Origin of the sequence: Perlucidibaca aquatica (genome assembly GCF_001676655.1) — a bacterium.
In the GTDB taxonomy this organism is placed as follows: domain Bacteria; phylum Pseudomonadota; class Gammaproteobacteria; order Pseudomonadales; family Moraxellaceae; genus Perlucidibaca; species Perlucidibaca aquatica.
The window spans coordinates 724,036-742,051 of the sequence record NZ_LZDB01000002.1 but is presented as its reverse complement, the minus strand read 5'-3'; the positions used below and the strand labels follow the sequence as shown (position 1 = coordinate 742,051).

At 53.4% G+C, this 18,016-nt stretch carries 16 protein-coding genes, 1 tRNA gene and 1 pseudogene; 5 read left to right on the top strand and 13 right to left on the bottom strand.

Features of this window, described 5'->3' with window-relative positions:
- Nucleotides 1-2: 2 nt before the first annotated feature.
- From A8710_RS07225 to phrB, 5 genes are read left to right on the top strand one after another with little or no spacing between them, the layout of a single operon-like run.
- Nucleotides 3-545 carry a DUF3833 domain-containing protein gene (locus A8710_RS07225; protein ID WP_068859207.1) on the top strand — a complete coding sequence of 181 codons (543 nt, stop codon included), beginning with the start codon at nt 3-5 and terminating at the stop codon, nt 543-545.
- Nucleotides 542-1,321, top strand: a complete 780-nt coding sequence (locus A8710_RS07220) for an SDR family NAD(P)-dependent oxidoreductase (RefSeq protein WP_068859205.1) — start codon at nt 542-544, stop codon at nt 1,319-1,321. Before A8710_RS07225 ends, A8710_RS07220 begins: the two co-directional genes overlap by 4 nt.
- An 8-nt stretch (nt 1,322-1,329) precedes the next feature.
- Nucleotides 1,330-1,764 (top strand): nuclear transport factor 2 family protein, encoded by a 435-nt coding sequence (locus A8710_RS07215; protein ID WP_068859204.1) that lies wholly within the window; start codon nt 1,330-1,332, stop codon nt 1,762-1,764.
- Nucleotides 1,761-2,705 (top strand): MerR family transcriptional regulator, encoded by a 945-nt coding sequence (locus A8710_RS07210; protein WP_082968718.1) that lies wholly within the window; start codon nt 1,761-1,763, stop codon nt 2,703-2,705. The genes A8710_RS07215 and A8710_RS07210 overlap by 4 nt, the downstream gene beginning before the upstream one ends.
- Before the next feature lie 7 nt (nt 2,706-2,712).
- The gene (phrB, locus tag A8710_RS07205; RefSeq protein ID WP_094078696.1) at nt 2,713-4,143 is read left to right on the top strand and encodes a deoxyribodipyrimidine photo-lyase; all 1,431 of its coding nucleotides are present in this window, start codon (nt 2,713-2,715) and stop codon (nt 4,141-4,143) included.
- An 11-nt stretch (nt 4,144-4,154) separates the two neighbouring features.
- Here phrB and A8710_RS07200 read toward each other — a convergent pair whose 3' ends face one another.
- From A8710_RS07200 to A8710_RS07140, 13 genes and pseudogenes are all read right to left on the bottom strand, one after another.
- Nucleotides 4,155-4,949, bottom strand: a complete 795-nt coding sequence (locus A8710_RS07200; protein WP_068859197.1) for a ParA family protein — start codon at nt 4,947-4,949, stop codon at nt 4,155-4,157.
- A 66-nt stretch (nt 4,950-5,015) separates the two neighbouring features.
- Nucleotides 5,016-6,254 (bottom strand): nucleoside recognition domain-containing protein, encoded by a 1,239-nt coding sequence (locus A8710_RS07195; RefSeq protein WP_068859195.1) that lies wholly within the window; start codon nt 6,252-6,254, stop codon nt 5,016-5,018.
- Nucleotides 6,255-6,786: 532 nt separating this feature from the next.
- A complete protein-coding gene (locus tag A8710_RS12085; protein WP_082968717.1) occupies nt 6,787-7,110 on the bottom strand; it encodes a ComEA family DNA-binding protein in 324 nt (107 codons plus the stop codon).
- 134 nt (nt 7,111-7,244) lie between these two features.
- Nucleotides 7,245-7,321, bottom strand: a tRNA-Pro gene (locus A8710_RS07185).
- Nucleotides 7,322-7,585: 264 nt separating this feature from the next.
- A pseudogene (locus tag A8710_RS12330) lies at nt 7,586-7,861 on the bottom strand (MerR family transcriptional regulator); the annotation flags it as partial.
- Entirely contained in the window at nt 7,839-8,144 is a 306-nt protein-coding gene (ihfA, locus tag A8710_RS07175) for an integration host factor subunit alpha (protein WP_068859189.1), read from the bottom strand. The pseudogene A8710_RS12330 and the gene ihfA, both read right to left, overlap by 23 nt.
- 30 nt (nt 8,145-8,174) lie before the next feature.
- Nucleotides 8,175-10,547: a phenylalanine--tRNA ligase subunit beta gene (gene pheT, locus A8710_RS07170; RefSeq protein ID WP_068859187.1), complete on the bottom strand. Its 2,373-nt coding sequence runs from the start codon at nt 10,545-10,547 to the stop codon at nt 8,175-8,177.
- Between the two features lie 64 nt (nt 10,548-10,611).
- A complete protein-coding gene (pheS, locus tag A8710_RS07165) occupies nt 10,612-11,628 on the bottom strand; it encodes a phenylalanine--tRNA ligase subunit alpha (protein WP_068859184.1) in 1,017 nt (338 codons plus the stop codon).
- 134 nt (nt 11,629-11,762) lie between these two features.
- A complete protein-coding gene (gene rplT / locus A8710_RS07160) occupies nt 11,763-12,122 on the bottom strand; it encodes a 50S ribosomal protein L20 (protein ID WP_068859181.1) in 360 nt (119 codons plus the stop codon).
- Between the two features lie 18 nt (nt 12,123-12,140).
- Complete coding sequence (gene rpmI, locus A8710_RS07155; RefSeq protein WP_068859178.1) at nt 12,141-12,338, bottom strand: 50S ribosomal protein L35; 198 nt, start codon at nt 12,336-12,338, stop codon at nt 12,141-12,143.
- Between the two features lie 98 nt (nt 12,339-12,436).
- Entirely contained in the window at nt 12,437-12,976 is a 540-nt protein-coding gene (gene infC / locus A8710_RS07150; RefSeq protein WP_082968715.1) for a translation initiation factor IF-3, read from the bottom strand.
- Complete coding sequence (thrS, locus tag A8710_RS07145) at nt 12,972-14,915, bottom strand: threonine--tRNA ligase (protein WP_068859172.1); 1,944 nt, start codon at nt 14,913-14,915, stop codon at nt 12,972-12,974. Before thrS ends, infC begins: the two co-directional genes overlap by 5 nt.
- A 112-nt stretch (nt 14,916-15,027) precedes the next feature.
- Nucleotides 15,028-18,003: a translocation/assembly module TamB domain-containing protein gene (locus tag A8710_RS07140; protein WP_068859170.1), complete on the bottom strand. Its 2,976-nt coding sequence runs from the start codon at nt 18,001-18,003 to the stop codon at nt 15,028-15,030.
- Between the last annotated feature and the right edge of the window lie 13 nt (nt 18,004-18,016).

Sequence of the window (18,016 nt, the reverse complement as noted above, 5' to 3'; positions counted from 1 at the left end):
TCATGATCAAGTTCTTTCGTCTCAGTCTGATTGTTGTCTTCATGGCGATTGTGGCCAGTGCTTGTAGCACAGCCAAAATCGCAGACTACGCAAACGAAACACCGGCGCTGTCACTGCGGGACTACTTTAATGGCCAAGTTGAGGCTTGGGGACAGGTGCAAGATCGCTCAGGTAAGGTCATTAAGCGCTTCAAGGTGTCTTTGGTGGGTGTTTGGCAAGGGCAAGAAGGTGTCTTAACCGAAGACTTTATTTATTCAGACGGCAAGAAAGAACAGCGCATCTGGCGTTTAAAGGATTTAGGTGGTGGGCGCTATGAAGGCCGCGCGGATGATGTTGTCGGTGTCGCGGAGGGGGTCACACAGGGTAATGCCCTGCAATGGCGCTATACCTTGAGGCTACCGGTTGATGGCACAACCTACGAGGTGGCCTTCAACGATTGGATGTATTTGCATGATGCTGAAACCTTGGTCAATCGTGCCGAAATGAGCAAATTCGGCATTCACTTAGCCGACATCACCCTATTTTTCCGAAAGGTAACGCCATGAGTTTAAACACGCCGATCAGCGATTGGTCATCACAGCGTATCTGGGTGGTCGGTGCGAGTTCGGGTATTGGCTTGGCTTTAGTGCAATCACTCGTCACGTTAGGTGCTCGTGTAGCCGTTAGCGCCCGACGTGCAGAGCCATTACAAGCACTAGCTTCAGCAAGCCCACAGCATGTGCTCGCCCTTCCGCTCAATATGACGGAAAACGCAGACTGGGATCGCGCATGGGCAACGCTTAAGGCCACGTGGCAAGGTGTTGACTGGGTCGTGTTTTGCGCCGCTGACTACACCCCTGTCCGAGCCTGGGAACTAGATCGCGATCGCGCCGCTAAACTCATTGATGTGAATCTAACAGGCACCTTGCGAGGTGTAGCCACGGTATTGCCTGACTTTTTAGCGAAGGGCCAGGGCGGAATTGCCTTGGTTGCCAGTGTGGCTGGGTATATGGGCTTACCTAAATCGTTGGTTTATGGCCCAACCAAGGCTGCGCTAATCAATTTTGCCGAGTCCCTATATCTAGACGTTAAGCCTAAGGGCTTGGATGTCTGCATCATCAACCCAGGCTTTGTGGCCACCCCTTTAACAGCGCAAAACGATTTTGAAATGCCCGCCTTAATGACGCCAGAGGCTGCTGCAGCTGAAATCATTCAAGGGCTTGAACGGGGTGACTACGAAATTCATTTTCCCAAGCGTTTTACCCGTGTGCTGCGCTTGATTCGTCGTTTGCCAGATCGGCTACGCCTTGCCGTACTCGCTCGCATTGCTAAAAACTCCTGAGACGCCCTATGAGCACATCCACACATGCCTTAACGCAAAACCTTGCGACTTGGTTTGAGTCGCTTAGCCCCCAATCACTGGGCCAGATTGAGCAATTTTACGAGGCCGAAGCCTACTTCAAAGACCCGTTTAACGAAGTCCGCGATGTTGCTCGTATTCAATTGATTTTTCAGGATATGTTTACTGAATTTGAGCAGCCCCGCTTTGTCATTCAAGAGCAAATTTGTGACGACGATAAACGCCAATCGGTTTTGACCTGGCACTTCCTCTTTAACTGGCGCGGCAAAGCATGGTGCATTGTTGGCAGCTCACATTTGCGCTTCGGCAGCACGGGGTTAGTGATTTACCACCGAGATTATTGGGATGCCTCAGAGGAGCTCTACGAAAAGCTCCCCGTTATTGGGTTTGTACTTAAGGCATTAAAAAAGCGAGCGCAAAAATGACCGTGGTAGCCGAAAGCATCCCCGAGGCACTCAGCCTCGCAGAAGAGACAGCGGTACGACTCCCTATTAACGCCGTAGAACGTGAGACAGGGGTCTCTAAAGAGTTGCTGCGTATGTGGGAGCGGCGTTATGGCTTTCCCGTGCCAGAACGCGATGCGCAAGGCGATCGCATTTACCCCATGCCTCAGGTGGCCAAGTTGCGCCTGCTCCGCCGTCTCATCGATTTTGGCTTTCGTCCGGGCAAAATAATTTTGCTCAATACAGAAGAGTTGGAGCGGCTGCTTAAATCGCAAGGTAAAGCCAGCTTTGATAGCTCACCTGAGCTTGAGCAAGAACTACTAAGTACCCTGAAGTCCCGTGACTTAGGACAACTTAGAGATTACTTGTCGCATCAACTCATTAAAATGGGTCTGCAGAGCTTTGTCCTCGATTTCCTGCAGTACGCCAATTTTATTGTGGGCGATGCCTGGATGCGGGGCTTGCTGGAAGTTCATGAGGAGCATTTGTTTACCGAACAAGTGCAATCGCTGATGCGACAAGCCATCAGTAATCTTCGAGAGGCGACGCAACCTCCCCGCGTCTTACTGGCGACGCCCCCCGAGGAAACCCACACCCTCGGTATTCTGATGGTGGAAGCCATTCTACGATTAGATAACGTCGATGCCGTTTGTTACGGTGCCCAGATGCCTGTGCGCGATGTCGCTCAAGCCGTTACGCGTCACAAGATGCACATCGTGGCCATATCGTTTAGTGCCTCCTACCCCACCAGCAAGGCTATTGAGTATTTGGAAGAACTGCGCTTTCGATTACCTTTGTCTGTGCAAATATGGGGCGGTGGCGCATCCTTGAGATCAACACGGAAAACGGTCGAAGCGGTTCGCTTTTTCCATGATTTACCTTCCATACGACAGGCCATTAATGCATGGCGTCGAGAGCACTGAAATCATCATGACGCATGCCTTAATGTGGTTCCGACAAGATCTGCGCTGTGCCGATAACCGTGCGCTTTTCGCTGCCTGTGAATCCAAAGACACTGCTGTCACCGCGCTCTATTGCATTACCCCAGAACAATGGATTGAGCACGATGTTGCCGGTGTTCGCGTGGATTTTGAGCGCCGTCATCTCGCGGAGTTACAGCGCGACTTAGACGCCTTAAATATTCCGCTCGTCATTATTCAAGCACCCCGCTACGCCGATTTACCCAAGCGTATTGCTGCTCTTGTTCAATCCAGCGGCATTAGCGTTTTACACGCCAATCGCCAGTATGAGATTCATGAGCAACGCCGCGATAGCGCAGTGAAGGATGCCCTTAGCGACCTAGGTATAGACTGCCATTGGCATGAAGACTTATGCATTTTGCCGCCGGGCAGCGTGCAGACCCAAGATAGGCGCTATTACACCGTTTTTACGCCGTTTAAACGCAACTGGTTAGTCCAGCTTCACGAGCAACCCGTACGATTACTCCCCGTACCGAAAGCTCGCGTTCAACGTCTTAGTGTGTCGGACATCATCCCGGATCAATGGGGTGGCTTGCCCAACATTATCAGTGCAGAAACCGCAGAAACCCTATGGCCAGTGGGCGAAGCTCATGCCTGGCAGCGCCTGCAAGCCTTCATTGCCGATGATGTAGCCCTCTACGATCAAAAACGTAATTACCCGGCTATCAATGGCACCAGTACCTTATCGCCATATTTAGCTGCGGGGATTTTGTCTGCACGCCAGTGCCTCGTGCTCGCTCAGCAAGCGGCGCAGCAAGGCGCTGCAGCACGGGCGGGCTGTGATGTCTGGATCAGCGAGTTATGCTGGCGCGATTTTTATAAGCACATTTTGATTGGCTTTCCTCATGTGTGCAGACACCAGGCCTTCAAACGAGAAACCGATGCACTGCCTTGGCGTCACGATGACGCACTGTTTCAAGCGTGGTGTGAAGGCAGAACGGGGTATCCCATTGTGGATGCTGCCATGCGCCAGTTAAAAGCTACCGGTTGGATGCACAATCGTCTGCGCATGATTGTGGCGATGTTTCTAAGCAAGGATTTGTTTATTGATTGGCGCTGGGGTGAGCGTCACTTTATGCAACATCTGATTGATGGCGACTTAGCGGCAAATAATGGCGGATGGCAATGGGCGGCTTCCACTGGAAATGATGCGGCGCCCTACTTCCGTATCTTCAACCCGACCTTGCAAGGGCCAAAGTTTGACCCCGATGGTGAGTTCATTTTGCGATTTGTGCCAGAGCTTAAGGGGCTAACTGGGAAGCTACTGCACGAGCCACATAGCAAAGGCATGAGCCCCCTCTTTGCACGCTACCCGCGTCCGATCGTAAACCACGCGGAAGCGCGCGAGTTCACCCTAGCCCAGTTTAAAGCCCTGGGCTAGGAGCACTACGGTTACGCCGCCGCACCCGACAAGGTGGCAAACAGGGCGACAAACTCCTGGGTCAATTTGTGCTTAGGCGCATGGTGGATCAAAGGCATACACAGTTGATGCGACTCTTTCATAACCACGGAAGATGACAGCGCAGGATCCAGCACCGGCAGCCCTTCAGCACGAAGCTCATTCACGAGCTTTACAGGCAGGGAAGCTCTGGGTTGGAATTGATTGATGATGATACCTTCGATGCTCAGGTCCTTATTGTGATCACTGCAAGTCTCATGGACGTTTTCCATTAACGTATAGAGTGCGCGTCTTGAAAAGGCATCACAGTCGAAAGGAATCAGGCAACGCTCCGCCGCAATCAATGCCGACAAGGTATAAAAATTGAATGCCGGTGGCGTATCAATAAAGATTTCATCATAGCTATGAGTCAGCTGCTGCAACGCAGCAGATAGCTTATAGATCTTATGCTTAGACTCCAGCAGGTGTTCAATTTCACGAAGCTCAGGATTGGAAGGAATCACAAACAAGTGACTAAACGGTGTGGGATGCACAAACTCTGAAAGTGGCTTTTCCTTCGATTTAAACGTCAGTGACTGCGCAAAAAATTGCCCAATATTGGGCGTTAGCTCCGGCTTGTCTCGTTCAAAAATCGCGGCATCACCCAATAAATACTGACTCGCATTGCACTGAGGGTCTAGATCTAACACCAGTGTGCGTCGACCTTGTGCAGCACTGATGGCGGCGAGATTAACGGTAATACTGGACTTCCCTACGCCACCTTTTTGATTGAACACCACGCGCCGCATAAAACAACCTCAATAAATAAGCACTTTGAACATTCTAGCGCATCAAGACCCAACATCGACGAGGGTTTAGAGCGTCGGAGGGAAAAACCAATAGGCTGCAAAGATCGCCGTTAAGCAGCCTGCCAGATCGGCAATTAAACCACCCGCCAACGCCCCTCTATCGCGCTTAATGCCGACCACGCCGTAGTAAACCGCAATGACATAAAACGTGGTTTCAGATGAGCCCTGCACAATGGCAGCCACCAGTGCAGGAAAACTGTCTACACCATAGGTTTGCATGGTCTCTAACATCATGGCGCGGGCACCACTGCCCGACAGTGGCTTCATAAACGCCGTGGTTAACGCGGGGACAAACTCCGTTGGTAGCGAAAAAAGTTCCAGCAGAAACACCATGCCATCTAACAGGAGGGTAAGGACACCACTCTCGCGAAGACCGCCAATCGCGACCAACATAGCCAACAAATAGGGAATGAGACCAATCGCTGTTTGAAAGCCTTCCCGTGCACCGTCAATAAACTGTTCATAAACCGGTTGTTTGCGGGCATAACCAGCGAAGAGAAAAATCGCTATGACCGCAACCAGCAAGGTATTCCCCAGCGCGCCCGACATGGGTCCCATTTGCGTTGGCGGCAGACTCGTCAACAAGGAAATGATGGCGGCCATGATCACAGCAAATCCGCCGGCATAAGCGAGTACAACGCGATCCCAAAGGGAAATTTTATGCATATAGCAAATAGCTAATAGGCCAGCGATCGTTGAGGCCGAAGTTGCCATTAAGATCGGCAGAAAAACACTAGCCGGATCCGGGGCGCCTTGCTGGGCACGGTACAGAAAAATAGATACAGGAATTAGCGTGACAGAAGACGCATTCAAGACCAAAAACAAGGACTGAGCCTTGGTCGCACGTTCAGGCTCCGGGTTGAGCTTTTGCAACTCCCGCATAGCTTGCAAGCCTAAAGGCGTTGCGGCGTTGTCTAGTCCAAGAAAGTTAGCAGACAAATTCATCGTGACGGCGCCAAATGCCGGATGACCAGCCGGCACCTCGGGCATTAACCGGCTGAGCAAGGGTTGAAGCCAGCGGCCTAGCACACTAACTAAACCCGCATGCTCCGCAACCTTAAAAAGCCCCAACCACAAAGTCATGATGCCAACTAAGCCGACACTGATTTCAACACTGGTTTTGGCGGCGGCAAACCAAGCTTGAACCAAACGTCCAAAGCTATCGATATCGCCTAGAAAAATAGCTTGGTAGGCCGTCATGGCAACACTGAGCGCAAAAAATAGAAGCCATAACGCGTTTAACACAAACAAGTTCTCCAAACGGAAGAAACAATGGCCCAGTCACGGTGAATACTGACTGTCGCATGCCTGATGACCATCAATTTACCATTCATCGCCAAAAAACTACCGTTTAACTTTTGAGGGTCAACGGGATTAAAACCGCATACAAAAACACAGCATATTGCCTGAGCGGTTAGCGAATCCAGCATAAATACAGGCTTTGTAAGGCGTCAGAAGTTGTCCACAAAAGCTGTGGATAAGTCTGTTGATAGCTCAATTGTATCTGCTTTGTACAAGCACAGATGCGGGCTCCAACACATATTGATTAAATTTTAACCAAATTAAAATAATTCAATAAAAACAAACTCTTATATTTGTCAACCCTGAAACAAATATGCAAATGTTGGATTTCAGCTAAGTCTTTGAAGTTCGATGCGCATTCGCCTACTCGCTAAACACATGCTGTGACTAAATTCATAAAAAAACGAAAAAGCGATGCAAGCAGATAGCCCATCTCAAGTGCAGTCTGCTTGCGCCTGCTCAGCATTTCTTGCGGCTACTTCAGCCTAATTCGGTCCTTATTTCGCTCAATGAGCGCTGGTCCAACCCCAGAAACATCTGCCAAAGCGGCTGATGACTTGAACGGGCCATTCTTTTTACGCCACTCAACAATCGCCTGAGCTTTCGCAGGCCCAATGCCGACTAATACATCAGATAGCGTCTTGGCGTCTGCCGTATTGATATTCACTTGGTTGCTTGCGGAACGAGACGATGGCGTGGTCGCACTAGCCTTACTCACGGCCGTCGGAGACGCCAAGGCGGGCAACGTGAACAAAGGGTTAGCCAACGCAAGTGCACTAATCAAAATCCATTTCTTCATGATGAAACTCCTAAACGAAGGGATGCTAAACCCACTACTTGAGCTTGCTCAGGAGTTCTAGGATAGGAATTGATGTTTCGCTAGGGCTGAAAACAAAAAAGCCCGTACGCAGTACAGGCTTTTAAGTGGAATCGTGGTCGGGACAGCAGGATTTGAACCTGCGACCCCTTGCCCCCCAGGCAAGTGCGCTACCAAGCTGCGCTATGCCCCGACATATTCACGAAGAGTGCATGATACTGAAATGCTTGGGCTTGTCTAGACTGAATCAGTGCGGATGGCTCAACATCTGAGCAATATCTTGCAAGTCATCAATCATTTCTTCAACGGCCAAGTGCCAAACCGTTTCGGGCGTTTGACTGCCTAAGCTCGGCGCTGCCGATGTAGCACTATCCGTCGAGCGCGCTTCAGGGTCATTGCCAACGTCATCACCCGCTTGCGCTGTCACTGACTCGCGCTTGAGCACGGCAGAAACCACCGCCTTAGGGTCTAACAACTGCTGGCGTGCACCCTGTATGGTGTAGCCCTGCAGATAGAGCAAATCACGAATTTGCCGAATAAGCAGGACGTCTTGACGCTGATAGTAACGACGGTTGCCGCGACGCTTTACCGGCTTAAGCTGGGTAAATTCCTGCTCCCAGTAGCGCAAGACATGCGATTTGACCGCGCACAGGTCGCTGACCTCACCAATGGTGAAGTAACGTTTGCCTGGAATTTCTGGCAGTGAGCTATCAGGCAGATGGATGTCCGACATGACCCTCTACCCGTTGCTTGAGTTTCTGGCCTGGACGGAATGTCACTACGCGACGCGCAGTGATAGGGATTTCCTCACCCGTTTTAGGGTTACGACCCGGGCGCTGGCGTTTATCGCGCAACTCAAAATTGCCAAAGCCAGACAGCTTAACGGGATGGCCATCGACCAGCGCCTGCCGAATTTCTTCGAAAAACTGCTCGACCAACTCTTTGGCTTCGCGTTTGTTTAAGCCCAAAGCATCGTGCAAGCGTTCAGCCATTTCGGCCTTGGTCAATGCGCTCATGTTAAATTCTCTATCAACTACATAAGCTCATTAGCTACGCAATATTGCGCCGCAAGTCGCTGATGCAGAATGCAAAATAGTATCTACCAAAGCTTGGATTTCAGCGTCCTGTAGTGTGCGTTCCGTGTCTTGCCAAGTCAATGACAAGGCCAAACTGTAATGATTTTCAGCAACACCCTGACCGCGGTACACATCGAACACGCTCAAATCACGCAACACCTCGCCCGCTTGCTGACGCACCACCGCTAAAACGTCAGCGGCAGACACCGTATCAGGAACAACTAAGGCGAGGTCTCGGCTCACGGCTGGAAAGCGCGACAGTGGCTTAAATTTCGGGAGACTGCCCAGCACGAGCGCTGACTGCTGCAGCTCAAACACATAGACCGGCCCCGTTAAACCCAGTGCTTCAATAACGCTTGGATGCAAGGCGCCCATAGAGCCAATGCGTTTGCCATCTACACTAATTGCTGCCGATTGGCCCGGATGCAGCACGGGATGCGCACAGGCGGAGAACTCGCCCTGTATGCCGCACAATTGCAGTAAGGCCTCAATATTTCCTTTTACATCAAAGAAATCGAGCGAATTCTTCGGGTTATTCCACGACGCTGAAAAGGCATCTCCACTCACGATACCTGCCAGCATTGGCACCTGCTCAAGACCATCAGCCGTTGGTGTAAAGCGCAAACCGGCCTCGAATAAACGAACGCGGCTTTGCTGACGGCTTTGGTTGTGCAATACGGCCATGGCGAGGCCTGGCCACAGGCTGGTGCGCATGACGGCAAGCTCTGCCGATAACGGATTGGCCAATGCCCACGGATGGATGCCGGGATCGAATTGCTGTTGTAAACCTGCCTCGATGAAGCTGAAGGTGATGGCCTCTTGATAGCCCATGTCTACCAACGCGCGCTTCAGGCGACGCAGAGAGGTTTGGTTCTCGGGCTGAGGCAACAAGCGAACAGGCGCCATCGGTGCTGTCACTGGCAAGCGGTTGTAGCCATAAAGACGGGCGAGCTCTTCGATGAGATCGACCTCGATCGTCAAATCGAAGCGGTGGCTAGGCGGCACCACCAGCCAGCCCTGCTCTGCAGCAGTCACGCGGCAGCCAAGACGACCGAGATAGGCAACCACATCCGCATCCACGAGAGCAAAGCCCAGCACCTGAGCAATTCGCTGGGCGCGCAAGACAATCGCCTCACGCTTGGGCAGCTGTGCCACATCATTCACGTCAGTGACTGGCCCTGCGGCACCACCTACGAGCTCGAGTAATAAGGCAGTTGCGCGCTCAATGGCCAGTCGTGGCAACTCAAAATCCACGCCCCGCTCAAAGCGATGCGATGAATCGGTGTGCAGGCCGTAGCGTCTCGCCTCGCCAGCCAACGCCAAGGGCTGGAAGAAGGCCGCTTCGAGCACAATAGACGTCGTCGCGGTGCTCACGGCACTGGATTGGCCGCCCATGATGCCAGCCAACGCTAAGGCTTGTTGCTCATCGGCAATCACCACTGTTTGCTCGCGCAGGCTTATGGTTTGACCATCGAGCAGCGTCAGCGCTTCACCGGCTTGTGCCTGACGCACGGTTAAACCACCGGCGAGCTGAGCACGGTCAAACGCGTGCATGGGTTGACCCAGCTCCAGCATGACGAAATTGGTGACATCCACGACCGGGCCTAAGCTACGCACGCCTGAGCGACGCAGCGCTTCCACCAGCCACAAAGGGCTGGCCTGAGTATTGTCGATACCATCAATCACGCGGGATACATAGCGCGGGCAAGCTACCGGCGCATTAATCGAGACCGGCAAAGAACGGTCATGACTCGCTGGCACGGCCGCAATCGGCGATGGAGTGTAGTCAAGACCAAAAACGGCTGCCGTTTCACGAGCCAGACCGCGCATACTCAAACAGTCGCCACGATTGGGTGTTAAGCCGAGCTCAATTAAATGGTCATCGAGCTGCAAATAGTGGCGAATGTCTTGACCAATAGGTGCATCTGCCGGGAGCTCCCAAAGTCCATCGGAAGACTCCGCCAAGCCTAGCTCCTGCTCAGCGCAGAGCATGCCGAAAGAGTCGACCCCGCGCAGTTTCGCATCTTTAATGCGAAACTCACCGGGTAATACTGCGCCCACGGTCGCAACAGGGATGCGAATGCCAGGACGCGCATTGCTAGCACCACAGACGATCTGCAGAGGTTGCTCAGCACCAATATTGACCAGCGTGACGCGCAGCTTATCGGCGTTTGGGTGTTGCTCGGCACTGAGAATTTCGCCAATCACCACCCCATTAAACGCAGGAGCAACCGGCACGATGGCGTCAACTTCTAAACCTGCCATGGTGAGCTGGTGCGCCAGCGCGGCGGTATCGACGGCTGGATTAACGAGGGCGCGTAGGCGCTGTTCGCTGAATTGCATGGCTGGCTCACTCGTCTGATTGGTCAGACAAAAACATTAATATCAATAGTTTAACAAACAAACATCAGGCAAATTGACGTAAGAACCTGACATCGTTGTCAAAGAATAGACGCAAATCATTCACGCCGTAACGCAACATGGCAAAGCGCTCCACGCCCATGCCGAAGGCAAAGCCTTGGAATTTGTCTGGATCAATACCACAGTTCTTTAGCACCTGCGGATGCACCATGCCGCAACCCAAGACTTCCAGCCAGCCGGTCTGCTTACAGACACGACACCCGGCGCCGTTGCACATCACGCACTGAATATCGACTTCGGCAGAAGGTTCGGTGAAGGGAAAGTAGGACGGACGGAAACGCACCTGAAGCTCTTTTTCAAAGAACACGCGCAGGAAATCCTCGATTACGCCCTTGAGGTCGGCAAAGCTCACATTTTCATCAATCAACAAGCCTTCGACCTGATGGAACATGGGCGAATGCGTGAGGTCGGAATCGCAGCGGTAAACGCGACCAGGGCAGACGATACGAATAGGTGGTTGCTGGCTTTCCATGACACGTACCTGGACCGGCGAAGTATGCGTACGCAGCAGTCGGGTGGCGTCGAAATAAAACGTGTCGTGCATTGCCCGTGCGGGATGGTGCGAGGGAATGTTCAAGGCTTCGAAGTTATGGAAATCGTCTTCCACTTCTGGACCATCGGCTACGGTAAAACCCACACGGGTGAAGAAGTCTTCGATGCGCTCCATGACACGTGTCACTGGGTGCAGACCGCCGGGCAACTGGCCGCGTCCGGGCAGCGTTACATCCACCTGTTCTGCTAGCAGACGCGCTGACAGGGCCGCCTCCGCCAGAACATTCTTGCGATCATTCAGACTGCTGGTGATGGCTTCACGTGCGGCATTTAACTCAGCCCCAAAGGCTCGACGCTCTTCTTCGCCAAGCTGACCCATGCGCTTTGATAAGTCGCTGAGTTGACTTTTTTTGCCCAGATACTGAACGCGCAGCGCCTCAACGGCGGCGGCATCTTGTGCCCGTGCGACATCAGTCTGTAACTGAGCTACCAGAGTGTGCAAATCCGTCATGACCGACTGTTTCCTCAACTGCAGCCTCAAGTAGGCATGCTTTAGAAAAACAAAAAGGGGAAGAACGCAATGCCCTTCCCCTTCGTGCGTGCTGTCAACACGCCATCACAGCGCGCTGATCAACACTGACCGCATCAGGCTGCGAGGCTGGCTTTCGCCTTCTCGGCAATTGCACTGAAACCGGCAGCATCATGCACGGCGATATCAGCCAGTACACGACGGTCGATTTCAATCGATGCCTTCTTCAGGCCGTTGATGAGACGGCTATAGGACAGACCGTTCAGACGCGCAGCGGCGTTGATACGAGCAATCCAGAGGGCACGGAACTGACGCTTTTTCTGGCGACGGTCACGGTAGGCATATTGACCAGCCTTGATGACCGCCTGGAACGCTACGCGATAAACGCGTGAACGGGCACCGTAGTAACCCTTAGCGCGATCCAGAACTTTTTTATGACGACGGTGGGCAACTACGCCACGCTTTACACGAGCCATTTTCTATCCTCCGTCAGCTTACAGGTTCGGCAACATAGCCAGCACACGACCGGTATCCGAGGCCGAAACCATGGACATAGGACGCAGCTGACGAATGCGCTTCGCCGACTTCTTGGTGAGGATGTGGCGCTTGTTAGCTTGCTTACGCTTGAAGCCATTCGCCGTCTTCGAGAAACGCTTTGCAGCGCCCCGACGGGTTTTAATCTTTGCAGACATATCTTACCTCGTTAGTGACCCTTGCAGCCTTTGCCGAACGATCCGCAGATAGCGTTCGGGAGACTTGGGGGTAAGTTGCAAATCAGCGTCTTGCCGACTTACCGCTTTTTCTTGGGGCCGATGAGCATGCCCATCATGCGCCCTTCCAGTTTCGGGTGTTGTTCCACAACCCCGATCTCGGCCAGATCGACCTCGATACGTTGAAGCTGCTTAAGACCCAGCTCCTGATGCGCCATCTCGCGTCCGCGAAAACGCAGTGTAATCTTGCACTTATCGCCGTCTTCAAGAAAACGTACGATATTGCGTAGCTTCACTTGGTAGTCGGCTTCTTCAGTACCAGGACGGAGTTTGATCTCCTTAATCTGCACCTGGTGCTGCTTCTTGCGGGCTTCCTTAGCTTGCTGCTTTTTCTCGAACACGAACTTGTTGTAGTCCATGATCCGGCAAACAGGCGGCTCGGCATCGGCGACGATTTCAACCAGATCCAACTGGACGGCCTCAGCGGCAGCCAGTGCTTCACGAATGGCAACGATACCTACCTGCTCGCCATTCTGGTCAATCAGTCGAACTTCACGGTGCTTGATGTCCGCGTTAATGAGTGCGCGCTTATCGCGACCCTGCTGCTTTTCCGGCTTAATGTTCGTTCTCCACAGTCCGACCCTTACGGGCGATGTCTGCAGCTAATAGCTCGACAAATGCGTCTACGGTCATGACCCCGAGATCGTCGCCTTTGCGTGTGCGTACCGCCACAGTACCTTGTTCTGCTTCACGCTCACCGACCACCAATAAATAGGGGACGCGTTGGAGCGTGCGCTCGCGGATTTTATAGCCAACCTTCTCGTTTCTCAAGTCGCTAATGGCGCGAATGTCTTGAGATTTCAATGCTTTTTCAATGTTTTGCACCTCATCGGCCTGTTTGTCGGTGATATTCATCACGCAAACTTGGACCGGCGACAACCACGGTGGCAAAATTCCCGCGTAGTTTTCCAGCAACATGCCAATAAATCGCTCAAAAGAACCGAGGATGGCGCGATGCAACATGATGGGGCGCTGACGGCTACTATCTTCGGCGATAAAGCTGGCATCTAGGCGCTCTGGCAAGTTCGGATCGTACTGCAAGGTGCCACATTGCCACGCTCGGCCAATGCAGTCGTGCAAGGTAAATTCGATTTTAGGACCGTAGAAAGCACCCTCGCCCGGCTGGTACTGCCAGTCCAAGCCCGACTCATCTAATGCTGCAGCCAAAGCACTTTCGGCGCGGTCCCATTGCTCTTCGCTGCCAATACGCTTGGCCGGGCGTGTGGACAGCTTCAGCGAAACATCGGTGAAGCCGAAGTCAGCATAGACTTTCAGTGTGAGCTTAATAAAGTCAGCGGCTTCCTGACGCACCTGTTCTTCAGTGCAGAAAATATGCGCGTCATCCTGCACGAAGCCGCGCACACGCATGATGCCGTGCAATGCGCCCGATGGCTCATTGCGATGGCAGGCGCCGAACTCGGCCATACGCAACGGCAGATCTCGATACGACTTCAGGCCCTGATTGAACACCTGGATATGACAGGGGCAGTTCATCGGCTTCACCGCGTAATCACGGTTTTCCGAGCTGGTTGTGAACATGTTTTCAGCGTAGTTGCCCCAGTGGCCCGAGCGCTCCCAGAGCACGCGGTCCACCACTTGCGGGGTTTTCACTTCAACATAACCGTGCTCGCGCTGCACACGACGCATGTACTGCTCGACTTGCTGATAAATCGTCCAGCCATTCGGATGCCAGAACACCATGCCCGGCGCTTCTTCTTGGAGATGGAACAGGTCGAGGGCCTTGCCGATTTTACGGTGATCGCGCTTTTCAGCTTCTTCAATGCGTTGAATATAGGCAGCAAGCTGCTTCTTGTCGGCCCAAGCCGTACCGTAGACGCGCTGCAACTGCTCATTCTTGGCATCACCGCGCCAGTAGGCACCAGAGAGCTTGGTCAGCTTAAAGACCTTAAGGAAGCGGGTATTGGGCACGTGCGGGCCACGACACATATCCACATATTCTTCGTGATAGTACAGGCCCATGGCCTGCTCGTCCGGCATGTCATCGACCAGACGCAGCTTGTAGTCTTCGCCCCGCGCCGTAAACACATCCACCACCTCAGCACGTGGCGTCATTTTCTTGATGACGTCGTAGTCCTTGGCGATGAGTTCGTTCATGCGCGCTTCAATGGCGGCCATATCGTCTGGCGTGAAGGGGCGCTCAAAAGCGATGTCGTAGTAGAAACCTTCGGCAATGACCGGGCCAATCACCATTTTGGCTGTGGGGTACAGCTGCTTTACAGCATGACCAACCAAATGCGCGCACGAGTGACGAATGATTTCCAGGCCGGCTTCGTCCTTGGGCGTAATGATCTGCAAAGACGCATCCGCATCAATGAGGTCACAGGCATCGATCAAACGAGGCTCAGCACCGGCGTAAGAAATCTTGCCCGCCAGAGTGACCTTAGCCAGACCGGGGCCGATGCTCGTTGCGACCTCGGTCACGCTGACCGGATGATCGAAACTGCGCTGCGAGCCGTCGGGCAAGGTAATGACCGGCATGGTATGTCCTCTGTCTGGATGAAGGCCCGCGTAGGGGCACGAAATTAAGCGCTGGAGTGTAGCGAAAGCCCCCTCTCAGCGCAAAAAGCAACGCGAAAATTCAGCGTAAATACTAGCGTCTGAAGGTGTAGAACAGCGTTACGGCCGATTCCAGCGAGGTCAATGCCTCCAGTGAGAGCTTAGGCGATAGGCGATAGCGCAATTTCACGGACTGGGACTGGTCGAATAAGCCAATGCCAAAGCTAATAAAAAGCTTCTTGCTTAAATTGCCGGAGATAGCGACTTTGGTGTCGCTACTGTCGCCTTCCGTGCTTAACGCAAAGCCTTCCACGCCGAGTTGCGAGCCCAGCTTCTCAAAAATTCCGGTGCGACCGGTGAGCTTGAGGGCTGCGCCCAACGCAAGTGCCTGTTGTTCGGCGGGGGTCGGTGCACCGGTATTACTTAATGATCGGCCCAGCACGAGGTAAGAAAGCATTTCTTCCTGGGACATGCTCTGGTCAGAAAAAAGCGACGCGCTGGTATTCGGAGTACGACCCGTAATTCGTAGCCCCACAGTAACATCATCGACGACACGCACCGCTTCGAGATTAATATCAGGGCGCCCAATCGGACCGGCAAACAAGAAGCGTCCGGTACGAATAGTCAGGCGTTGACCATAGGCTTCAAAGTAGGCATCCGAGCCAAATCTCAACTCGCCATTCGCCGCCACAAAGCTCCCCGGGCTTTGCGTAACCGCTAACCGACCTTGTAAAGAGGTATCTAAACCACGACCGGAAACGCGCACATCGTCACCCATCAGGATAGTGACGTAGGCATCAATCGCCATCGCCTCCAACGGCGTGGTTTTCAGTCGCGGATCTTGCCCCTGACGGTTCATCACGATGACGGCATCGGCGCTAGGCTTGGCCGCAGCCGCTTTGAAATCCTCCAGCTTTACCCGCGCAAACGGCACTTGGACTTGGCCTCGGATTTTGACCGCTTTGGCACTGGCGTCGAGGGTTAAATCGGGACTAAAGCGAAAGCGCGCCATCGGTCTTAAGCCTGCACTTAATTGCTCCCCTTGAATTTGCAGGGTGGCTTGCCACTCTTTGCTGAGCGAGGCCGTGCCTGTGAGGGTGGCCCTTCCCTGTTCTTGGTCGCGCAAATCCCCGACCCAATTTACGCGGTCGCCCGTAAAGTTAGCTTTCAGTGTGATAGGCCGCCAGTCAATCGCAAATTCCGGCAACTTAACTTCGCCGTCCTGCCACATTAATTGGCCATTCGCTTTCGGTTGTTTCAGGTTGCCCGACGCGCGTAGCGCACCCGAGACCTGCCCCGCGACAGATAGGCCCTGTGGTAATGCCACCGGCAAAGCGCTCAAGTGCAGCGCCTTAATCACAACATCGATATCCAGCGGTGGCTCTGCGACTTTGGGGTTACGACGCAAGTTAATGGCCGCACTGCCAAGGCGACCGCCATCCAGCGTCAATTTGGCCAGCCAGCGCTCAGGACTTAAGTTTGCGTCAGCGCAAATCGTATAGGGCTGTTGCTGCCAGCATTGCTGGCCGAGTTGCTGCGTGGTCGCCGACAGTCGCATTGCCGAGGGTGCCAGTAAAAACCAGCGTCCTGCCGCCGGCGTATCAATCTCCGCTCGAAGCAACTGGCCCTGCCAGCTTAACGGGTCATTGGTGATCAAGCGGCCACGCAGCAATGCCTGAGCGGTTACGTCGTCCCGGCTCAAGCGAATATCGGTGGTTTGATCCTTCACACTGCCACGCAAGTCCACCACTAATTGACGCCAGAGTTGTTGCTCACCCTGCCCAATTTGGTCGAGCTGGGCCGTCATCTGACCCTTGCCATCGATCAAGCCGCGCCACTGGCCTTGCAACTTAACCGCACCGGAAAACTCACTTTGAAAACGCTGTAATGCCGGCACATTCAGCTCAAAACGCGAACCCGTAGCCGGCAACCCACTGACGCGTAAGCGACTATCGGCTAAACGCATGTCCAGTTCGGCAGCGCCCGAATTGCCCTGCTGATAACTCCCCTTGAGCTGCCAGGGCATACCACCAAATTGACCCAGCCAGTTCACCTGAGCATTCGTTGCGCCTTGATCTAGCTGCCACGAAAATGGGCCTGCCAGCTGTGCACGCCGTGGCCACGCTTTGGGCCAAGGTAACGCGGCACTCTCCTTTAAGCGCAGGTTTAAATCGAGCGTGCCCTTTGCCTGCTTCAGGTCTCCGGAAACCATGAGCTTGCCAGGCTGAATTAGCCAATCCGTCAGCCCTTCAGGTGACCAGGACGGCCACGATAGATTCGCCTTGAAGCTTGGTTGGACCCGCACAAGATTCAATTGGGCAGACAGCGTCAACGGCCATTTTGCCGGCCCTTGGGTTTTTATCTGCAATGCATCGAGAGCGCCTTGAACAGTAAGCGCTTGTTTTTGCCACGGAATTACAGGGTTTTTAGCGGATAAAGCCAACTCCATGGGCACATAATCCTGCAGGGAAAGTTTTCCCGATGCCTGAAGTTGTACATCGAAAGCGGCCAGCGAGAGGGAATCGATATTCACCTGTGTACCGGAGCCAGAGGCACTGAGTGCCAGCGTATTAAACTCCACAGGCTCAGCCTGCCAACCTTGCCACGTGAGTTTCTTCATCTGCACATCGTGCAAATACCACGCAAATGGCAAATCGACGTGAATGGGCGCTAAGGGCTCCGTGGTTTCATCGGGTTGACGTAACTGCTCTACTCTCAAGGACTCAATATGGGCCTGAGCAATATCAACACTGCCGTGCAACAGATTTGTGGGTAGCCAACTGAGCGTAATGTTGTTGGCCTCAATGCCCAGCTTGTCGTTTTGCCATTGCACGGAATGCAGGGACAAGCCCGTCAAAAACCGCCCTTCAATGCCGCTGATGCGCAGTGCCGGCACCGCTTGGCCAAACTCTTGCCAAAGCCAACGCGGAGCCGACTCACTGGCGCCGACCCATACCAGCAATAACATGAGGGCAAGAAAGACTTGGATGCTCAGCATCCACAGAGCGCGCAGGGTCCAGCGCAGCAAGAAACGGGCAACCCCCAGCACACGGGCCTTTAGGCTTGGCATGGGTATGGCTGTA

Bases quoted from the DNA above. Each gene is read 5' to 3' on its own strand.
- A8710_RS07225 (WP_068859207.1), top strand. From the start codon at position 3: ATGATCAAGTTCTTTCGTCTCAGTCTGATTGTTGTCTTCATGGCGATT.
- A8710_RS07220 (WP_068859205.1), top strand. From the start codon at position 542: ATGAGTTTAAACACGCCGATCAGCGATTGGTCATCACAGCGTATCTGG.
- A8710_RS07215 (WP_068859204.1), top strand. From the start codon at position 1,330: ATGAGCACATCCACACATGCCTTAACGCAAAACCTTGCGACTTGGTTT.
- A8710_RS07210 (WP_082968718.1), top strand. From the start codon at position 1,761: ATGACCGTGGTAGCCGAAAGCATCCCCGAGGCACTCAGCCTCGCAGAA.
- phrB (WP_094078696.1), top strand. From the start codon at position 2,713: ATGACGCATGCCTTAATGTGGTTCCGACAAGATCTGCGCTGTGCCGAT.
- A8710_RS07200 (WP_068859197.1), bottom strand. From the start codon at position 4,949: ATGCGGCGCGTGGTGTTCAATCAAAAAGGTGGCGTAGGGAAGTCCAGT.
- A8710_RS12085 (WP_082968717.1), bottom strand. From the start codon at position 7,110: ATGAAGAAATGGATTTTGATTAGTGCACTTGCGTTGGCTAACCCTTTG.
- ihfA (WP_068859189.1), bottom strand. From the start codon at position 8,144: ATGAGCGCATTGACCAAGGCCGAAATGGCTGAACGCTTGCACGATGCT.
- pheT (WP_068859187.1), bottom strand. From the start codon at position 10,547: ATGCAATTCAGCGAACAGCGCCTACGCGCCCTCGTTAATCCAGCCGTC.
- pheS (WP_068859184.1), bottom strand. From the start codon at position 11,628: ATGACGGATTTGCACACTCTGGTAGCTCAGTTACAGACTGATGTCGCA.
- rplT (WP_068859181.1), bottom strand. From the start codon at position 12,122: ATGGCTCGTGTAAAGCGTGGCGTAGTTGCCCACCGTCGTCATAAAAAA.
- rpmI (WP_068859178.1), bottom strand. From the start codon at position 12,338: ATGTCTGCAAAGATTAAAACCCGTCGGGGCGCTGCAAAGCGTTTCTCG.
- thrS (WP_068859172.1), bottom strand. From the start codon at position 14,915: ATGCCGGTCATTACCTTGCCCGACGGCTCGCAGCGCAGTTTCGATCAT.
- A8710_RS07140 (WP_068859170.1), bottom strand. From the start codon at position 18,003: ATGCCAAGCCTAAAGGCCCGTGTGCTGGGGGTTGCCCGTTTCTTGCTG.